This window comes from Bacillus sp. FJAT-27986 (genome assembly GCF_001685035.1).
GTDB lineage: Bacteria > Bacillota > Bacilli > Bacillales > Pradoshiaceae > Pradoshia.
The window spans coordinates 821,699-840,665 of record NZ_MAYV01000001.1 but is presented as its reverse complement, the minus strand read 5'-3'; the positions used below and the strand labels follow the sequence as shown (position 1 = coordinate 840,665).

Annotated in this window: 18 protein-coding genes; 13 read left to right on the top strand and 5 right to left on the bottom strand. The window is 37.3% G+C overall.

Annotated features, from left to right (window positions below):
• Positions 1 to 188: 188 nt before the first annotated feature.
• Positions 189 to 611: an HIT family protein gene (locus A8L44_RS04045; RefSeq protein WP_066101859.1), complete on the bottom strand. Its 423-nt coding sequence runs from the start codon at positions 609 to 611 to the stop codon at positions 189 to 191.
• A gap of 520 nt (positions 612 to 1,131) precedes the next feature.
• Here A8L44_RS04045 and A8L44_RS04040 point away from each other — a divergent pair.
• Genes A8L44_RS04040 through A8L44_RS04030 form a run of 3 tightly spaced genes read left to right on the top strand, consistent with a single transcriptional unit; the run spans position 1,132 to position 3,809 of the window.
• Positions 1,132 to 1,872 carry an ABC transporter ATP-binding protein gene (locus tag A8L44_RS04040; protein WP_066101856.1) on the top strand — a complete coding sequence of 247 codons (741 nt, stop codon included), beginning with the start codon at positions 1,132 to 1,134 and terminating at the stop codon, positions 1,870 to 1,872.
• Positions 1,865 to 3,064, top strand: a complete 1,200-nt coding sequence (locus A8L44_RS04035; RefSeq protein WP_066101853.1) for an ABC transporter permease — start codon at positions 1,865 to 1,867, stop codon at positions 3,062 to 3,064. The genes A8L44_RS04040 and A8L44_RS04035 overlap by 8 nt, the downstream gene beginning before the upstream one ends.
• Positions 3,065 to 3,083: 19 nt before the next feature.
• Positions 3,084 to 3,809, top strand: coding sequence for an EcsC family protein (locus tag A8L44_RS04030; protein ID WP_066101850.1), 726 nt, complete (start codon positions 3,084 to 3,086; stop codon positions 3,807 to 3,809).
• A 110-nt stretch (positions 3,810 to 3,919) separates the two neighbouring features.
• Here A8L44_RS04030 and A8L44_RS04025 read toward each other — a convergent pair whose 3' ends face one another.
• Positions 3,920 to 5,104: a M20 metallopeptidase family protein gene (locus tag A8L44_RS04025; protein ID WP_066101847.1), complete on the bottom strand. Its 1,185-nt coding sequence runs from the start codon at positions 5,102 to 5,104 to the stop codon at positions 3,920 to 3,922.
• A gap of 204 nt (positions 5,105 to 5,308) precedes the next feature.
• Complete coding sequence (locus A8L44_RS04020) at positions 5,309 to 5,803, bottom strand: hypothetical protein (protein WP_066101844.1); 495 nt, start codon at positions 5,801 to 5,803, stop codon at positions 5,309 to 5,311.
• A 287-nt stretch (positions 5,804 to 6,090) separates the two neighbouring features.
• Here A8L44_RS04020 and hemE point away from each other — a divergent pair, with 287 nt between their 5' ends.
• The 4 genes from hemE (at position 6,091) to A8L44_RS04000 (ending at position 10,312) form a co-directional block, all read left to right on the top strand.
• Positions 6,091 to 7,152 (top strand): uroporphyrinogen decarboxylase, encoded by a 1,062-nt coding sequence (hemE, locus tag A8L44_RS04015; protein ID WP_066101841.1) that lies wholly within the window; start codon positions 6,091 to 6,093, stop codon positions 7,150 to 7,152.
• Complete coding sequence (gene hemH, locus A8L44_RS04010) at positions 7,152 to 8,090, top strand: ferrochelatase (protein WP_066101838.1); 939 nt, start codon at positions 7,152 to 7,154, stop codon at positions 8,088 to 8,090. The genes hemE and hemH overlap by 1 nt, the downstream gene beginning before the upstream one ends.
• A gap of 29 nt (positions 8,091 to 8,119) precedes the next feature.
• The gene (gene hemY / locus A8L44_RS04005) at positions 8,120 to 9,553 is read left to right on the top strand and encodes a protoporphyrinogen oxidase (protein WP_066101833.1); all 1,434 of its coding nucleotides are present in this window, start codon (positions 8,120 to 8,122) and stop codon (positions 9,551 to 9,553) included.
• 228 nt (positions 9,554 to 9,781) lie between these two features.
• Entirely contained in the window at positions 9,782 to 10,312 is a 531-nt protein-coding gene (locus A8L44_RS04000; protein ID WP_066101830.1) for a GNAT family N-acetyltransferase, read from the top strand.
• 303 nt (positions 10,313 to 10,615) lie between these two features.
• Here the strand turns inward: A8L44_RS04000 and A8L44_RS19310 are convergent, their stop codons facing one another.
• Together A8L44_RS19310 and yhfH are read right to left on the bottom strand one after the other, a co-directional pair.
• On the bottom strand, positions 10,616 to 10,750 hold the full coding sequence (locus A8L44_RS19310) for a hypothetical protein (RefSeq protein ID WP_257468976.1): 135 nt from the start codon (positions 10,748 to 10,750) through the stop codon (positions 10,616 to 10,618).
• A gap of 994 nt (positions 10,751 to 11,744) precedes the next feature.
• Entirely contained in the window at positions 11,745 to 11,879 is a 135-nt protein-coding gene (gene yhfH / locus A8L44_RS18420) for a protein YhfH (protein ID WP_077247967.1), read from the bottom strand.
• Between the two features lie 349 nt (positions 11,880 to 12,228).
• Here yhfH and A8L44_RS03995 point away from each other — a divergent pair, with 349 nt between their 5' ends.
• From A8L44_RS03995 to A8L44_RS03970, 6 genes are all read left to right on the top strand, one after another.
• The gene (locus A8L44_RS03995) at positions 12,229 to 12,966 is read left to right on the top strand and encodes an MBL fold metallo-hydrolase (RefSeq protein WP_066101825.1); all 738 of its coding nucleotides are present in this window, start codon (positions 12,229 to 12,231) and stop codon (positions 12,964 to 12,966) included.
• An 18-nt stretch (positions 12,967 to 12,984) separates the two neighbouring features.
• A complete protein-coding gene (locus A8L44_RS03990) occupies positions 12,985 to 13,974 on the top strand; it encodes a lipoate--protein ligase (protein WP_066101822.1) in 990 nt (329 codons plus the stop codon).
• 287 nt (positions 13,975 to 14,261) lie between these two features.
• On the top strand, positions 14,262 to 15,815 hold the full coding sequence (locus tag A8L44_RS03985) for a fatty acid--CoA ligase family protein (protein WP_066101819.1): 1,554 nt from the start codon (positions 14,262 to 14,264) through the stop codon (positions 15,813 to 15,815).
• Positions 15,816 to 16,085: 270 nt separating this feature from the next.
• Positions 16,086 to 17,075, top strand: coding sequence for an ABC transporter substrate-binding protein (locus A8L44_RS03980; RefSeq protein WP_066101818.1), 990 nt, complete (start codon positions 16,086 to 16,088; stop codon positions 17,073 to 17,075).
• Between the two features lie 45 nt (positions 17,076 to 17,120).
• Positions 17,121 to 18,167, top strand: coding sequence for an ABC transporter permease (locus A8L44_RS03975; RefSeq protein ID WP_077247966.1), 1,047 nt, complete (start codon positions 17,121 to 17,123; stop codon positions 18,165 to 18,167).
• Positions 18,133 to 18,927 (top strand): ABC transporter ATP-binding protein, encoded by a 795-nt coding sequence (locus A8L44_RS03970; protein ID WP_066101815.1) that lies wholly within the window; start codon positions 18,133 to 18,135, stop codon positions 18,925 to 18,927. Before A8L44_RS03975 ends, A8L44_RS03970 begins: the two co-directional genes overlap by 35 nt.
• The last annotated feature ends 40 nt before the right edge of the window (positions 18,928 to 18,967 follow it).

Sequence of the window (18,967 nt, the reverse complement as noted above, 5' to 3'; positions counted from 1 at the left end):
AATCATTATTTCGACTTACTATACCGTTTTATTGTAATTCTAACAATTGAGTTAACAGTTATTTTCAAAAAACACCTGTATCTTAAAATGAACATTGGTTGTTTGAATGTATACTAATAAGACAGACAGCCTTCTTAGCTGTAAAATTAAAAAATGGCTCCCCTATTGAAAGGAAGCCATTTTTCTTATTATTGTATATGCTGATTGATTGATGCAGCAATATTAGCGAGGTCTTCGCCCGTATATTCACTTGTATGTGTTTTCCAAACAGCGCCAAACCCATCGTTTTGTCCATAGCGTGGAATCAAGTGGATGTGGAAGTGGAATACGGATTGTCCAGCATGTTCACCATTATTATTTAGAACATTCATTCCGATCGGTTGATATTCCTGCTTCAAGGCACGAGTTATTTTTGGAACTACCTGGAACACATGGCTTGCTATTTCAGGAGTTAATTCATAAACATTTTCTTTATGTACTTTTGGGATGACGAGAGTATGTCCCTTTGTGACCTGGCTTATATCTAAAAATGCCATCACATGCTCATCTTCGTATACTTTTGCAGAGGGGATATCACCTTTAATAATTTTACAAAATATACAATCTTCCATGGTTAACATCCTTTCTATTTATTGATTCATTATGTATTAGTGTAGCACAGACAAAAACGGGAAAAAAGGAAAGGGACGCAACATATAATGTTACGCCCCTAAGTCCTCGAGGGGAAGCTTAATTCCTGGATATTCTTACAGAATCTTCTCTGACAATTACTCCAATCGTTTAGATGAAGCAATTTTGTCGTTTTCCCATGTTATGTCCAATGCAACCATCCCCTTAACACTTGGAATTATTGATCCCAATTTCAGGTTCTAGGCCTTTAGCGAACACCCCATTTTCGAAAGAAGTACACTGATCAAACCCTAGGTTAAAGCCTTACGTTATCGCGAACCAACACCCCATTTATCAATGAAGTAAAGTGAATGTTGTTCCCCTCTGATTATAGATTGCCCATGTTTTTTCCTAATATACATATTAAATGTCCAAAAAAGTTCCACATTTACTTTTAGCGTTTTCCGTTTTAGGAACCGTTTGTTACAATGATAGGGAGAAAAAGAAAAGGAGACTGTCTCTATGTCATTGCTTGAAATTAATCATATAACAGGCGGTTACACAAAAACACCTGTATTAAAAGACGTGAGTTTTGAAGTGAAACCCAATGAACTTGTCGCATTGATTGGATTAAATGGGGCAGGGAAATCAACGATCATCAAACATATTATTGGTTTAATGACACCGAAAAATGGCGAAATCAAGATAAATGGAAGCCAGTTTAAGGATGATAAAGACAACTATCGCAAACAATTTTCATTTGTGCCTGAAACCCCTATCTTATATGAAGAACTGACTTTGGAAGAGCATTTAAAATTGACTGCTATGGCCTATGGTATAGAAGAGTCTGTTTATCAAGAAAGAGTCGAAAAGCTATTAAAGGAATATCGAATGGAAAAAAGGCTGAAATGGTTTCCGGCTCACTTTTCCAAAGGGATGAAGCAAAAAGTAATGATCATGTGTGCATTTCTTGCTGAGCCTTCTTTATATATTGTTGACGAACCATTTGTTGGGCTTGATCCGATTGCCATCCAATCCTTATTGGATATGATGAAGGATATGAAAAATCAGGGGGCAGGAATCTTAATGTCTACCCACATCTTGGCTACGGCTGAAAAATATTGTGACTCCTTTATCATTCTTCATGAAGGTGAGGTACGGGCTAAAGGAAATATTGAAGATTTACGCAATCAATTTAACATGCCTGGAGCTTCCCTGGATGATATTTATCTGCAATTGACAAAGGAAGATCGCCATGAATAGGGAAACATTGTGGAAGGACCGTTTTAATAATTATCTGAAGGAGACAACTAAATACTTGCGGTTCATATTTAATGGACATCTGGTCTTTGTAATGATTATTCTGCTGGGAGGAGCGGGGTTCTATTACAGTGAATGGCTTAAAACATTAAGTCCTGATTTTCCAACCGTATGGATTATGGCGATTCTCTTAGGATTAGTTACAACAATTAGCCCGGTTTCAACGTTTTTCCGCGATCCGGACATAGTGTTCTTACTGCCAATCGAGTCAAAATTATCATCCTATATAAAAAAATCGATCATATTTAGCTTAGTCATGCAGGGCTATATTCTTATCATGGTTCTGGCTGTATTAATGCCAATGTATATGCAAACAATGCAAGAACAAACGGTATCCTTCTTGTGGATGCTCCTATCTTTGTTGATTGTAAAGGGGATTAATCTTTGTTCGCGCTGGTTCGTTTTGTACTATAGGGAAAAAAGTGCATCTTTCGTTGATGGATTAGTCCGTTTCGTCCTAAATGCGGCTTTTGTGTATTTTCTTGTTAAGAATGAGTCTTTTCTTTTTATGGGAATTGTCCTCCTTCTTTTAGGAGGGCTTTGCTTCTATTATTGGAAAAGCACAAGAGAGGAAAGTTTACATTGGGAAAAGCTGATTGAGCTAGAGAATGGAAGAATGGCTGCTTTTTATCGAGTAGCAAATTTGTTTACGGATGTTCCAAAATTACGTGAAAAAATCTCAGAGAGAAGATGGCTTGGTGGTGTTATGACTCTTCTTTCGGGTAAGTCTAACAATCCATTCAGCTATTTATATGCCAGAACATTTGTAAGAGCGAATGACTATCTAGGTTTATTTGTGAGGTTAACTTTCATTGCGGCTGTTTTATTCCTGTTTACAGATCTGGGATGGGGAACATTATTTATCGCGATTCTCTTTTTATATATAACAGGTTTACAGCTCCTGCCAATCTGGCATCATCATGATCAAAAAATGGTGATGGATCTTTATCCATTGCATACAGATTATAGAAGGAAGGCTGTTCTTAGACTGCTCATTACCGTTCTAGTTATTCAAAATTTAATTTTCTTTATGACGGTTCTGATTGGTGCAGGAGTTAAATTGGCAATTGTAACATTAGTGAGTGGTTTTGCGTTCATTTTCATTTTCAGACCGTATGCAATGAAAAAAATGTGAGTGGCATTGGAGGTTTTGTATGTCATCTGAACGGTACGAGGAAAGAGCCAAGCAGGATTTGATGTTATGGAAGAAGAAAATCAGCGCTAAGCCAAGTATGGCAATGCGTATCTCCAAACAGGCCCAAACGGCAATTAATCAAAAGATACCTCAAAAAGTACATGATATAATTAGCTCTTCTATTAAAACAATGGTGGACGGCGTATTATACGGTTCAACCTATTTTAAGAAAGTAGACCATGTTGGGAATACGCTCGAGGAAAAGGAAGAGCTGGCTCAATCTATGCTGAATATATATAGAAGAACAGCAGTCATTGAAGGAGCGGGAACAGGGGCAGGAGGAATATTGCTTGGTCTATCGGACTTTCCACTGCTTCTATCTATAAAAATAAAGTATCTATTTAGTATCTCTCAGCTTTATGGTTTTGACCCAAGAAAATGGGAGGAAAGAGTATTTATCCTGTTAGTATTCCAGCTTGCTTTTTCTTCTTTAGAAAAAAGGAAAGAGCTTCTCCCAGTGATTGAAGACTGGGAAAACAAAAAAGGATTGTACCAGGAAATTGATTGGCAAAGCTTTCAGCAGGAGTACCGGGATTCGATTGACTTTATAAAAATGATGCAGTTGGTGCCGGGAATCGGCGCAATTGTAGGAGCCTGGGCCAATCATCAGCTGCTTGAACAATTGGGTGAAACGGCAAAACACGCTTATCAAATGAGATGGTTTACTGAAGAGGAAATGGGCTGAAAATAAAATTATTAAGCTTAAAAACTGGCATCGATTAAAGATATGCCAGTTTTTTCTGTTTTTTCATATTAAAATGTCGAAGATAAAATTTGCTGGTGGAAGTAAGGGGATTAGAAATAGCGCCATTCCTGAAAACCGATGGCTGCACTGCCCAAGGTCTTTGCGGCAATTAACATGGCTTTCTCATTAAAATCGAATAAAGGATGGTGGTGTGGATAAGGGTGATCTGTGTTCTCGGGAGCAGCGCCTGTAAAAAACATAGATCCTCTGACCTGTTGAAGATAGTACGAGAAATCCTCTCCTACCAACAGGGGTGTAAGTTTTTTTATGTTTTCGCATCCGACGATTTCGGTTGCCTTATATTCAATATAGTCAGTCTCTGATGGATGATTAATGGTTGGAGGATATCCTCTGAAGTATCTCAGTTCATATTGGCAGTTATTTGCCAGGCAGACACCTTGAACAATTCGTTCAATTTCCTCAATAATTTGTTCTTGAATTTCTGATTCAAAGGTTCGGACAGTACCTTCTAAAAAGGCTTTATCAGGTATGATATTAAATGCTTCCCCAGCTTTAAATTTCCCGATTGTTAAAACGGCTGCTTCCATTGGATCAATTCTTCTGCTCGTTATAGTTTGCAGGAGAGATACGATTTCTGACGCAATGACCAATGAGTCTTTTGAAGTATGAGGCTCTGCCCCATGACCACCCTGACCGTATATGGTCACTTTAAACCGATCGGCAGTGGCGGTGATTGGGCCAGGGCTTATATAAATAGATCCAGTAGGGAATGGAGACCAAAGATGTGTTCCAAAAATGGCATCTACACCATCAAGGCAGCCATCTTCAATCATAAATTTTGCCCCACCGGGAGCAAGTTCTTCTGCATGCTGATGTATAAAGACATATGTTCCTTCCAACAGATGCTGCATTTCTTTAATCGCTTTGGCCAATATTAGCAATAAAGCTGTGTGTCCGTCATGGCCGCAGGCATGCATGACTCCAGGGACTGTTGAGCGGTAAGAGACATTTTTTCCATCCTGGATGGGGAGGGCATCAAAATCTGCACGCAGGGCAACTGTTCTGCCAGGGGATTTACCATGTATGGTCGCCACAATCCCGCCACCTCCAACATTGCTTCGGATAGGGACATTTAATTCTTTATAAAAATTTTTTATGAATTGTACTGTTTTCTTTTCATGAAAGGAAAGCTCAGGGTGCTTATGCAAATAACGGCGAATGGCCACCATTTCTTTGAAATCATCTTCTAATCTTTGAAATAGCTCCTTTTCCATATAATCCCCCTAATTAAATGACATGGTTTCCTAGTATCCTTATTTACATAATTAACCATTATTAAACTAAATTTAGTAAAACTTCTATAAGTTTAGTAGATTGACATTTTAAAAAAGGATAAAAAATGATTAAGGAGCCAAATAGATGATATGTCAGTATGGTTATCATTGTAGACGGTTTTCAAATATGATATTTGCCTTTCCCTACTTGTTTTCTTCTTTGTAAGCATGAAAGGTGACAGTGTAAGGACTGCCTGTAAACAATACCTGTGTGTTAAAAAGACTGGACTTATTTGGGACTAGTGCACTTGTATCCCCTTTTGCATAGGCCTGTTCGTTCTTCCAGTTTGTCAAAACAACATAGGTATCAGATTTGATAGGGCTAAGTATACGCATCGCATGGATCCCAGTTTCATTTTTGATAGACACTAATTTATTTTTAAGGTCAAATTCAAATGCAGGCCGATCTTCAATAGAAACAGGTATATTATGTAGGGCATAAAATCCTTCTTGTTTAAGTGGACCGAATCCATCCAAAACTTCGAACTTTCTTGCTGAAGAAAAGATTGTTTTCTGATCCGTTTCATGAATCAGAGCGGCAGTTTTAGGATTGTTCAATAAAATAAGAGGTAAATTTGCTCGTTTATCTTGTATCCTTTTTAAAAAGCTGAAGGTTCCTGTCGTTATATAGAAGTTCATTATTTGCCCCCTGATTAGATATTTTAGTATAATGGAGTCGTTAGTTAATAGTAATTATTCTAATTTGTAACATTTTATTTACCCATTATTAGTTAAGTCATAACCTACATTGCTGTTAGGTAAGGAGCATTTAACTATAATGGTTTAAATTAAGTCTATTTTTTGACAATTTTTTCACGATTATATACAAGGAAAGGCTGAAAGGATATAGTTGTTATTGATGCCTAAACGATGTAATTCAGGAAAAAAATATAAAATATATAGTAAAAAAGAGGGGCGGAGCTGCTTTGAGACAAAAATTCAATGATACCTTCCTAAAAGCAATTAATAAAGAGAAGGTAAATCACACTCCAGTATGGTATATGAGACAGGCGGGAAGATCTCAGCCTGAATACCGAAAAATTAAAGAAAAATATTCCTTATTTGAAATTACTCATCAACCTGAATTAGCAGCCTATGTAACTCGACTACCGGTTGAACAATACGATGTAGATGCAGCTATTCTATATAAAGATATTATGTCTCCGCTGCCTGGAATTGGTGTACAGGTTGACATTAAATCAGGAATTGGTCCGGTTATCGACAATCCAATTCAATCATTAGCCGATGTCGAAAAGCTTGGTGAATTAAATCCAGAAGAAGATGTTCCTTATATTCTCGATACGATTAAACTGTTGACTGAAGAACAATTATCCGTCCCGTTAATCGGATTTTCAGGAGCTCCTTTCACAATCGCAAGTTACATGATTGAAGGCGGTCCTTCTAAGAATTATACAAAAACAAAAGCATTTATGTATACCGAACCAAAGGCATGGTTTGCATTAATGGATAAGCTGGCAGATACCATTATTATCTATGTGAAAGCTCAAGTAAAAGCAGGAGCAAAAGCAATCCAAATATTTGATTCATGGGTCGGTGCCTTAAATGTTCAAGACTACCAATACTATATTAAACCAATTATGAATCGGATATTCACAGAACTTAGGGAAGTGCGAGTTCCTTTGATTATGTTCGGTGTGGGAGCAAGCCATTTGGCTAAGGAATGGAATAGCCTTCCACTTGATGTTGTCGGTCTTGACTGGAGGCTGTCCATTACTGAAGCAAGAAATATCGGAATAAACAAAACAGTAATGGGAAATCTTGATCCGGCATTGCTTACTTCATCCTGGGATGCCATTGAGAAGAAGGCAAAAGAGATTATCGAACAGGGATTACAGGAACCGGGTCATGTATTTAACCTTGGACATGGGGTCTTCCCAGAGGTAAATCCTGAAGTTCTAAAACGCCTGACTGCATTTATACATGAGTATTCTGCAACTATCATCACATCAAAAGGAGAGGCTGAATAATGGCACATACAAAGAAAAAAATCGGTTTATTAGTAATGGCATACGGTACACCTTATAAGGAAGATGATATTGAGCGTTATTATACACATATTCGTCACGGAAGAAAGCCGTCTGAAGAAATGCTTGAAGACTTGACTTCAAGATATCGTGCGATTGGCGGGATTTCACCGCTTGGAAAGACAACGGAAGATCAGGCAGCTCATTTGGAAGCAGCGCTAAATAAAGTACAGGATCAATATGAATTTGTAGCTTATATAGGTTTGAAACATATTGAGCCATTTATTGAAGATACTGTTGAAAAAATGCATGCTGACGGAATCACGGAGGCAGTTAGCATTGTGCTTGCACCTCATTATTCCACTTTCAGCATTAAATCATACAATGGACGTGCAAAAGATGTTGCTGATAAATATGGCATGAAAATTACTTCAGTTGAAAGCTGGTACAAAGAACCAAACTTCATTAAATATTGGGTTGACCATGTAAAAGAAGCATTTAATCAAATGACTCCGGAGGAAAGATCAGCAGCGGTATTAATCGTATCTGCACATAGCTTACCTGAAAAAATTAAACAGCTAGGCGATCCATATGAACAGCAATTAGAAGAAACAGCAAAACTGGTTGCTGAAGGAGCAGGCGTTGAAAACTATGCGGTTGGTTGGCAAAGTGCCGGAAATACACCTGATCCATGGCTTGGACCGGATGTTCAGGATTTGACAAGAGATCTTTATGAACAACATGGATATAAAGCGTTTGTCTATACACCGGTTGGCTTTGTGGCTGAGCATTTGGAAGTTCTTTATGACAATGATTATGAATGTAAGGTGGTTACGGATGAGATAGGCGCAACATACTATCGCCCTGCCATGCCGAATACGCATCCTGATTTCATCAATGCCATGGTTGATGCAGTTATGAAAAAAATGGAGCTTAACTGATAACCAACAATGAAAAGAAGGCGATAAAATTGGATTCAACGAAACAAAATATTGCAATCATTGGTGGTGGAATCGCGGGTCTGACGGCAGCCTATTACCTTGATAAAAAAGTAAAGGAAGACAATCTTCCATATAATGTAATTCTAATAGAGTCTACAACTAGGCTTGGCGGTAAAATGCAAACGGTAGAACGTGACGGTTTTGTCATTGAAAGAGGCCCAGATTCATTCTTGGCTCGAAAGAAGAGCATGACAGAATTGGCGAAAGAAGTGGGTCTTGAAAGCACGATTGTTCCAAATTCAACAGGGAAATCTTATATTCTCGTAAAGGATAACCTTCATCCAATTCCGGGTGGATCGGTTATGGGGATTCCTACGGAGATAGGGCCGTTTATTACAACGGGGCTGTTTTCTCTATCAGGTAAAATGAGAGCAGCTATGGATTTTATCCTGCCGCGTTCTAAAGAGCCAGGCGATCAGCCATTAGGGAAATTTTTAAGGCGCCGTCTTGGGGATGAGATAGTGGAGAATCTGGTTGAGCCTCTTCTTTCAGGAATTTATGCAGGCGATCTCGACAAGTTAAGCACAATGTCCACGTTTCCTGATATGCTAAAATTGGAGAAGAAATACAGAAGCATTGTATTGGGTACAAAAAAGAACCGTCCTAAAAAACCAGTATCACAAGACAATAAATACGCAGGAGATAGCAAAATTGGTATGTTCCGAACCTTTAATAAAGGGCTGCAATCATTGACGGATGCCATTGAAGCAAAGCTTCCAGCAAATCAAATCCTTAAAGGGACAAGAGTTGATGGGATTATTAAAACAGGTGAAGGATATATGCTGACATTAAATAATGGGGATCGGTTACCTGTCATTTCAGCTATATTGGCTACTCCCCATCAGGCTGTTCCGCAAATGCTGCCGGATTATGGGATGTTTGAGCCGTTTAAGGTAATACCTTCCACATCGGTTGCAACGGTATCAATGGCATTTGATGCAAGCGCGATTAAAGAGGATATTGATGGAACAGGATTCCTTGTATCAAGAAACAGTGATTATACGATTACGGCTTGTACATGGACTCATAAAAAATGGCCGCATACTACGCCTCATGGCAAGGTTTTACTGCGCTGTTATGTAGGAAGAGCCGGTGATGAGGTAGTCGTAGACTTATCAGACGGTGAAATTGAACAAATTGTATTGGATGATTTAAACAGAATCATGCAAATTACTGAAAAACCGGATTTCACCATCGTCACTCGTTGGAATGAAGGGATGCCTCAGTACGAAGTCGGTCATTTAGATCGTTTAAAAATGATTAAAGAAAGAATGGACAAGGAGCTTCCGGGAATTTATCTGGCCGGAGCATCCTATCATGGTATTGGAATGCCTGATTGTATTGATCAGGGGATTGCTGCCATGAATCAGGTCCTTACATTTATTAAAGAAAAAAATCTATAACTTTACAAAATAAACAAATCCGATTAATTCCTCTTATTATGGAGAAGAATTAATCGGATTTTTTATATCTTTTTATTGGGCTCTGTTCGTAGATATTGTTTGCCAATTAAACTTACTTCTTATTTAACTATCGGGGGAAGGATTAGCTGGATAGCTAGCTAATTGCAGGAATTTGCCTATAAGGAAACGAATTACCTATCTATTATAAATAATAAGTGAGGAATATTTATGCTGTTTCAAAATGGTAATCTAAAGGTTCGAAGATTAGAAAAAAAGGATAAATATCTATTGGTAAAATGGCTATCACACCCAACGGTTCTCGAATTTTATGAGGGTAGAGACAACCCATTTAATTTAGAAAAAGTTGAAAAAGCTTTTTATCCACCTGAAGATAGTGAAGTGAGATGTATTGTGGAAATCGATGATACCGAAATTGGATATATTCAATTTTACCAATTGGATGATGACACAAAAAATGACTATGGATTTTTTCAAGAAAATGTTTTTGGTACTGACCAATTTATTGGGGAAATAGATTATTGGAATAAAGGGATTGGAACATTACTTGTATCATCTATGGTTTATTTTTTAACTGAAGAAAAAGGAGCTGAAAGAGTAGTGATGGACCCTCAATTAAGAAATACAAGGGCTATCAGATGCTATGAAAAATGTGGATTTAAAAAGGTTAAAATACTGACTAAGAATGAATTGCACGAAGGAAAATTTCAGGACTGTTGGTTAATGGAGTACCATAAATAATTTTCCCCCTTCAACTATGTGGGGTATTAATCCAAGACGGATTAACGCCCTTTTTATAATACGAAGGACAGTTTAGTTCAAAGGGGATTTTATTAATATCAGTGAATACATTAGATAATTCTATAGTGGTTAATTAAAATAAAGATAACGCTGGCGATTGCAAATAAGGTGTCGCACCCTAGGAGTTAGTTTTACTCTAACTTTTCGGATATGGCACCAAAATAGTCTCTTTTTATTAAGCTATTAGTAATAACCTCTACGAACAGCATTTTGTTTTATAAAAAAGAATCAGCTGAAAAATATTTAATTCTCTTTCAATGCTGCATCCTCAAGATCATGTGAAGATTGTATTAATTTTGTTAAATAGATATTACCTGCCGTTTCACCGATTATTAATAGTATGATAAAAAATATAAAGGCCAGCATCCAGGTTATCATATTCAATCACTCCTTAGCTTCTGAAGTACTATATATGAGTCCTATTACAGCTTTATACCCACATTCAGAAGGAGGCAATCACCTTGAATAATAAAATTGGAGATATGACGATGATTCAATCCCTAGCGGCAACGGGGGAGAACAGATAGCTGTGTAAAAACATAGGCTATCTATTATTTAGAAGGGATTGCATTTTAGAACCTAGTTATTTCTTATCTAAATACAATGAAGACAGTCTAATAACGAAGAAACGCTCAAATGATGTGAACCACCGTTTGAGCGTTTCTTTATAAAGACTGTTTTCATAGAGATTGCTGTTATTGTTACTATTAATCTGAGATGTAAAGGAAGGGCTATACTTGTTATCAACAAACGCTACATCCATGATAGGAATAAAAGATATAGAATTATTTCATTAATGTTTCCCCTGTTAAAATTTTATATAGGTCTGTTGAATCTTGCTTTGATAATTTTATATATTTATCGCTATCGGTAACTATCTCTATATTTTCATTATTAGAGCTAATCCATAGTAGATAGGATGCTAATTTTTCGGAGCTATCTTTATTATTCTTGGAGCGTTTTTAGGACTTATTACAATAGCAAATGGAATTCTTATAGTGTTGATTGGAATTATAAGATGGATTATTGTCTTTTTTCAAAGGGGAGATTAACAATTCTTTCTTCTATAGAACCGAAATTCGAATTGATAAAGGGTTTAAAGCAGAAGCAGACCATTGTTTAGCTATATGTTGAAAAGTTAACATCAATAAAGGATTTCTTACTATAGGAACTCTTATCAAGTGAATTTATAAATGAATGATTTATTTATGTTTTCTTTAAAAATAACCTAAAAAATAACCAGCCATATATAATTGGCTGGTTTTTTGCAAATCGCAAAATAGAGGGAATTTAAAAAATCAGGGACTGTATGAATACAGTCGATATGAGCACCCCAGGATTAAAGGGGATTGCTGCTAACATTATTTAAAGACTATTCAGATACATGACGCAGGCATTTATCACAGACGATTCCGTAGCATTCGTGCTGTTCTTCAATGTTTTCACCGCATTCTGAACATTTCTTAGGGGGCAAATTTCTGAAGAATTCCATAACGTTTCGTACCATGTTTAAAACCTCCGTTTTTTTAATTGATTTATAACAGATAATCCATTTTCGAATCTGTTATATAACTGCTTGATAATGTCATTGTATTATAACAGATATGGAAAGTCAACACTGTTTTAAGACAATTTTGAAAAAGATGAAAAAATAGGCTAATTGTTATATATTGAGTGTGAAGCTATATTAGATTTTGCGAAGTCATAACCATGAAATTGGTTATAATTGCATGCAATTAATGGAAAAGGACAGATTATGAGAAAGAACGATAGGAATTTTATAGCTTATAGATTTCGTTACAGCCATTTGCCAACAAACAATATAAAGTTAGATTGATTTTTAATGGGGGGATAAAATGCGTTTAACAGTTATCGGGTTTTGGGGCGGCTATCCTGGGAAGAAAGAAGCCAGTTCGGGTTATCTGATTGAGCATGAAGGATTTAAATTGCTGCTTGATTGTGGAAGCGGAGTATTATCTCAGTTACAGGAATACATAAGACCAGGCGATTTGGACGCCGTTCTTTTATCACATTTTCATACAGATCATATTGCAGATATAGGGGTCCTGCAGCATGCATTATTAATCGATCAAATGGTAGGAATTGAAAAAGAGCCATTGCCTATATATGCTCATACGGAAGATAAAGCTACAGCTGTTACTCTGACATATAAAAGCCAGACTGTATGGGAACCTATTGTGGAAGGGAAATCTGTTCAAATTGGTCCTTTCCATGTTAAGGCACTTAAGACGAAGCATTCCGTTCCATGCTATGCTTATGTTATTGAAGCAGGGGGCAAAAGATTGGCTTATACGGCAGATACAGCCTATTTTCCTGAACTCGTGTCTTTTTTCAGGGATGCGAATGTTTTACTATGCGAGTGCAATTTTTATGAGGGCATGGATATGGCTGAAAGGGCCGGTCATTTAACCAGCATTCAAGCCGGAGAAATAGCCAGGGATGCAGCAGTTCAAACCTTAATCTTGACCCATTTGCCGCACTTCGGGAATCAGAATGATCTGGTAAAGCAAGCCGCAAAAGTCTATAAGGGTGAGATTGATTTAGCCAAGACTGGTTTACAAATTTATATTTAATTTTAGGGGGATTGAGTAATGCTATTTTTAGATAATAGAGGAATAACAGATCCACGTATTAATTTGGCAATTGAGGAGTATGCATTAAAACATTTGGATATTGATGAATCATATTTATTATTTTATATTAATCAGCCATCCATTATTATTGGAAAGAACCAAAATACAATTGAGGAAATCAACAGTGATTATGTAGAAGAGAACGATATTATTGTTGTCCGCAGACTTTCCGGCGGCGGTGCGGTTTACCATGATCTCGGTAATTTGAACTATAGCTTTATCACTAAAGATGATGGTGAAAGCTTCCATAATTATAAGAAGTTCACTGAACCTGTGGTGGAAGCATTGAAGGAACTAGGCGTAAATGCTGAATTAAGTGGTCGTAATGATTTAGTAGTTGGAGAACGCAAAATTTCAGGAAATGCTCAATTTGCCACTAAGGGAAGAATGTTCAGCCATGGAACATTAATGCTTTCCAGTGAAATTGAAAATGTGGTTTCGGCCTTAAAGGTGAAAGAAGATAAAATTAAATCAAAAGGAATAAAATCCATTCGCTCAAGAGTTGCCAATATTTCCGAGTTCCTGTCTGAACCATTGACTATGGAAGAATTCCGCCAAAAGCTACTTGAACATATTTTTGGTGGAATGGAGAATGTACAAGAATATCAATGGACTGATGAAGACTGGAAAAAAATTATGGAAATCTCTGAAGAACGTTATCAACAATGGGATTGGAATTATGGAAAATCACCTAAGTTTAATATTCAGCATTCTCATCGTTTCCCAGTTGGACAAATAGATGTTCGCTTAGAGGTAGCTAAAGGTAAAATTGAGGAATGCAAAATATTTGGTGACTTCTTTGGAGTGGGTGATGTAGAAGAAATCCAAAAACGATTAGTTGGTGTTAGATTTTCAAAATCTGAACTAGAAAATGCATTGAAAGATGTGAATATCAGTCATTATTTTGGAAATATCACAAAAGAGGATTTTGTTAATCTTTTATATTAAATAAAAAGTGAAAATACTTTCTATCAAAAAGCTTCTAATGGGTTAAATCCGTTTGAAGCTTTTTATTTATACAAATAACTATATCAATAAAAATACGATATTTTTGTGAAAACATAAAGGTTATAGGTAAATTATCCTGTTTATGAATATTGTGAATGTAGGGATTGCTTAATCTATGATTTCGATTAAATAGTTGCTTATACCTAGTTCTTTTTCTATAATAAAAATTGGGTGTATTTAGAATATTTTAACAAAACTTACACCTTTCTAACAGGGGAGGGAATAATATGAATTTATCAACCCAACTTCTAGAAACGGCAGAAAAGTTTAAGACAAAACCAGCTTATATTTTTATGGATCAGGAAACGAGTTATGCTGAATTGAATGCAGCTGTTACACGGTTTGCTGATGGTCTTCAGAGTTTAGGGGTAAACAAAGGAGATAATGTTGCTCTATTATTGGGTAATTCACCGCATTTCATAATTGGTTTATATGGATTAATGAGATTGGGTGCAACGGCTATCCCGATTAATCCAACGTATACACCAGATGAAATAGCCTACATATTGAAAAATGGTGATGTAAAAGCAGTAATCACATTGGATTTGCTGATTCCTATGTTTGATAAGATGAGAAAGATACTGCCAGATATTAATCATGTGATTGTTTGTCCGTCCGGTACAGGACCAGATGAATTGCCTCAGAACCTATCTATCAGCGACAAAATGAAACCGTTTACAGATATACTCAAAATTGCTACCGGACAATTTTCTGCCCCGAAAGTGGAGGAAGATGAAACCGCCCTTATTTTGTACACCTCAGGGACGACCGGTAAACCAAAGGGTGCTATGCTTACGCATAAAAATCTCTATAGTAATGCCCGGGATGTAGCAGATTACTTACAGATCAATGAAGATGACCGTGTTATTACGGTGCTGCCAATGTTCCATGTATTTTGTTTAACGGTTTCTTTAAATGCGCCACTAATAAATGGAGGTACATTAATCATCCTGCCTAAATTCAGTCCACAAGAAGTGTTCAGAGTGGCCGAGAAATATGAAGTAACCCTTTTCGCAGGTGTGCCTACTATGTTCAATTATCTATTGCAATATCCCGAGGCTAATCAAGATAGCTTTAAAACTCTCAGGTTCTGTATTTCCGGAGGTTCAGCTATGCCGGTTGCGTTATTAACAAATTTCGAGAAGAAATTTAATGTTATTGTGTCAGAGGGATATGGTCTTTCAGAAGCATCTCCAGTTACCTGTTTTAACCCAATTGATCGCCCTAGAAAACCTGGCTCTATTGGAAAATCCATCATTCATGTTGAGAATAAAGTCGTAAATGAATTGGGTGAAGAGGTTCCAGCGGGTGAAGTTGGGGAATTGATTGTTAAAGGTCCAAATGTCATGAAGGGCTATTATAAAATGCCAGAAGAAACTGCAGCTACCATTAAGGATGGTTGGTTATATACTGGTGACTTAGCTCGTGCAGATGATGAAGAATATTTTTATATTGTTGATCGGAAAAAAGACATGGTTATTGTCGGTGGCTTTAATGTTTATCCTAGGGAAGTTGAAGAAGTTTTATTTGCACACCCCGAAGTATCGGAGGTAGCTGTAATAGGGGCTCCGGATCCGAATCTTGGAGAAGTCATCCGATGTTTTGTAGTATCCAAAAGCCTAGATTTAACGGAAGAGCAATTAATCAACTATTGCCATGAGCATTTAGCAAAATATAAAGTACCTACATCGATTGAATTTATGGAGGAGCTTCCTAAAAATACGACAGGTAAGATTTTACGCAGAGCTTTAAGAAATACTGTGCTGCAGCAAACAAAATAGAAAAACGAACTTTGGACCCGCAGTGATGCGGGAATTTTTTTTGCTTAATCCGTATTTATCTATCATTTTTATGGGTCTTATCCTGCTAAAACTAATCAACCTACTCACCCAGCTAAAAAACAGCATATTATAGTTTAAGTTTCAATTTTTACAGATATGCCGCTGCTTTATTGTCTGAATATTCTATATTATTTATTGCAATTCTAAAATTTTCAGGCTATAATTTAACGAATAAAAGCATAAAAGCGATAAAGGGTGGGGGAGCATATCATGAAATGGAAAAGTTTATTGGCAAGTATAGCTGTAATATCAACCATTGCACTTGCAGGCTGTGGTTCGGATGAAAAATCGTCCGGCGAAGGTGAGAAAAATGGAGAAGGAAAACAGTATACAGTAGGGATTTCTCAATTTGTTGAACATCCATCGCTTGATGAGGCCACAAAGGGCTTTAAAAAGGCTCTTGAGGATTCTGGGTTGTCCATTAAATATGATGAACAGAATGCTCAGGGGGAGTTAAATAATAATCAAACGATTGCTACTAATTTAGTGAGTGAAAAAGTCGATTTAATCTTTGCTAATGCTACTCCAAGTGCTCAAACTGCAGCCAATGTTACAAAGGATATACCGATTGTATTTACATCTGTTACAGATCCAGTAGGGGCAAAATTGGTATCCAGCATGGAAGCACCGGATAAAAATGTGACGGGAACAACAGATACTCACCCTGAAGCGATCCCTAATACAGTGAAGTTGATAAAAGAAATGGGCTATACGAAAATAGGAACGATTTATAATGCCGGTGAGCAAAATTCGGAGGTTCAGGTCAAAACTGTTGAAGATGAAGCAAAGAAAAATGGAGTGTCTGTTGAAAAGGTTTCTGTTGCAAACACTTCTGAAGTAAAGCAAGCTGCAGATTCTTTGGTGGGTAGAGTAGATGCTATTTATATCATTACAGATAATACAGTTGTATCCGCACTCGAGTCTGTGATCCAGGTTGCAGAAAAAGAAAGTATTCCTTTATTTGTTGGAGAATTGGATTCAGTCAAAAGAGGTGGCTTTGCAGCATATGGCTTCAATTATTATGATATCGGCTATCAGGCGGGGGAACAAGCTGTGCAATTACTGAAGGGTGAAAAAGAGGTGAAGGACTTGCCTGTTGAAGCACCGAATGATTTGAAATTAGTTATTAATAAATCAGCCGCTGAAAAAATGAAGATAGATCTTACTAAAATTAAAGAGGAAGCTGAATTTCTGGAATAAGGTTCTTCAGCCGTAATTAATCCAAACAGAAAGGAAGGTTAATACGTGTTTGCATCTGTTTTTGGTTCGGTGGAAGCCGGCATTATTTATAGCATTATGGCCTTAGGTGTTTACTTATCATTTCGAATTCTTAACTTTCCTGATATGACAGTGGACGGAAGCTTTGTAACAGGGGCGGCCGTCGCTTCCATTTTAATTACAGGCGGAACAAGTCCTATCCTTGCTACGTTTTCGGCGATATTTGTAGGGTTCTTTGTAGGAATAATTACGGGGTTACTGCACACAAAAGGGAAGATTAATCCACTGTTATCGGGAATTTTAATGATGATTGCCTTATATTCTATTAATCTAAGAATTCTAGGTAAGCCAAATGTATCCTTATTATCAGAGGATACAATTTTTACTCAGCTTGGTACATGGTGGGCGAGTCTTGGAATTGATAACTGGATTGCATCACTTTTCACAAACATTGGATTAGAAGGCTATATTCCGCATACATGGTCTATCGTATTACCGATGATGTTATTTGTTATCGTAGGCAAGATGTTGCTGGATGCATTTTTGAAAACAGAGATAGGCCTTGCCATTCGAGGAACTGGAGATAATGAGCAAATGGTGCGCAGCTTTTCGGTTCATACAGATATGACGAAAATGCTGGGACTTGGAATTGCCAATGCGCTGGTCGCTTTATCAGGAGCTTTTGTTGCACAGTATATTGGATCTGCTGATGTCGGAATGGGGATTGGAATGATTGTCATTGGGCTTGCATCCGTTATTATCGGGGAAGCAGTCTTCGGGTCCAAATCCATAGCGAGAGCTACCCTAGCAGTTATTGGCGGTGCGATTTTATATCGATTGGTTGTAGCCTTTTCCCTTAAAGTGGAGTTTCTTGAAGCGGGAGATATGAAACTAATTACGGCTGTAATTGTTATTATTGCTTTTCTTATTCCAAAATGGATAGACAGTACGAAAAAATCCCGGAAAAGACGCAATCGAATGAAAGTCTTGAATGCTGAAGCAGTTAAACCTAGTATAAATGAGAATGGGGGAGAGCAGCTTGCTGCAACTAAGTCAGATATTAAAAGTGTTTAATGAAGGCTCTCCTGATGAAAAAATGGCATTAAATCAGATTAATCTTGAATTGAAGCAAGGGGATTTTGTGACGGTAATTGGAAGTAATGGAGCGGGTAAATCCACACTTATGAATTTAATTTCAGGGAAAATCCTGCCCGATTCAGGAAAAATCATCCTTAACGGAACCGATTTGACGTATGCGGGGGAACACCGCCGTGCCCGAAAAATAGGAAGGGTCTTTCAGGATCCTCTGGCAGGTACTGCTCCGACGATGACAATCGAAGAAAACCTGGCCATTGCCTATGCAAGAACAAAAAGAGCAGGGCTCAGTTTCGGAGTTACAAATAAGCGCAGACTGTTTTTTAAAGAAAAACTAGAGGAGCTTCATTTAGGTTTGGAGAACCGATTATCTGCGAAGGTCGGCTTGTTATCAGGAGGGGAAAGACAGGCGCTATCCTTATTAATGGCTACTTTTACAGAGCCGGATATACTCCTCCTTGATGAGCATACTGCAGCACTCGATCCATCACGGGCTCAGCTTATAACCGAACTTACGAAAAAAATCGTAAAAGAACATAAATTGACAACCTTAATGGTAACCCACAATATGCAGCAGGCCCTTGATTTGGGCAATCGATTAATCATGATGGATAGCGGTGAAATTATTTATGAAGCAGATCAAAACTCTAAACAAACGTTAACCATTGATCAGTTATTGAATGAATTCCAAAAACTAAAACGGAATACGCAAATTTCTGATAGGAGCTTGTTGGGATAATAGATGTATAGGAGTAAACAAACAGAAACAGCAAGCATTA

What these genes read in the sequence shown, in the direction of transcription:
- A8L44_RS03995 (WP_066101825.1), top strand. Translation starts at nt 12,229, where the DNA reads ATGCGTTTAACAGTTATCGGGTTTTGGGGCGGCTATCCTGGGAAGAAA.
- hemH (WP_066101838.1), top strand. Translation starts at nt 7,152, where the DNA reads ATGGCACATACAAAGAAAAAAATCGGTTTATTAGTAATGGCATACGGT.
- A8L44_RS03980 (WP_066101818.1), top strand. Translation starts at nt 16,086, where the DNA reads ATGAAATGGAAAAGTTTATTGGCAAGTATAGCTGTAATATCAACCATT.
- A8L44_RS04020 (WP_066101844.1), bottom strand. Translation starts at nt 5,803, where the DNA reads ATGAACTTCTATATAACGACAGGAACCTTCAGCTTTTTAAAAAGGATA.
- A8L44_RS04030 (WP_066101850.1), top strand. Translation starts at nt 3,084, where the DNA reads ATGTCATCTGAACGGTACGAGGAAAGAGCCAAGCAGGATTTGATGTTA.
- A8L44_RS04035 (WP_066101853.1), top strand. Translation starts at nt 1,865, where the DNA reads ATGAATAGGGAAACATTGTGGAAGGACCGTTTTAATAATTATCTGAAG.
- A8L44_RS04040 (WP_066101856.1), top strand. Translation starts at nt 1,132, where the DNA reads ATGTCATTGCTTGAAATTAATCATATAACAGGCGGTTACACAAAAACA.
- A8L44_RS03985 (WP_066101819.1), top strand. Translation starts at nt 14,262, where the DNA reads ATGAATTTATCAACCCAACTTCTAGAAACGGCAGAAAAGTTTAAGACA.
- yhfH (WP_077247967.1), bottom strand. Translation starts at nt 11,879, where the DNA reads ATGGTACGAAACGTTATGGAATTCTTCAGAAATTTGCCCCCTAAGAAA.
- A8L44_RS04045 (WP_066101859.1), bottom strand. Translation starts at nt 611, where the DNA reads ATGGAAGATTGTATATTTTGTAAAATTATTAAAGGTGATATCCCCTCT.
- A8L44_RS19310 (WP_257468976.1), bottom strand. Translation starts at nt 10,750, where the DNA reads ATGATAACCTGGATGCTGGCCTTTATATTTTTTATCATACTATTAATA.
- A8L44_RS04000 (WP_066101830.1), top strand. Translation starts at nt 9,782, where the DNA reads ATGCTGTTTCAAAATGGTAATCTAAAGGTTCGAAGATTAGAAAAAAAG.
- A8L44_RS03990 (WP_066101822.1), top strand. Translation starts at nt 12,985, where the DNA reads ATGCTATTTTTAGATAATAGAGGAATAACAGATCCACGTATTAATTTG.
- A8L44_RS04025 (WP_066101847.1), bottom strand. Translation starts at nt 5,104, where the DNA reads ATGGAAAAGGAGCTATTTCAAAGATTAGAAGATGATTTCAAAGAAATG.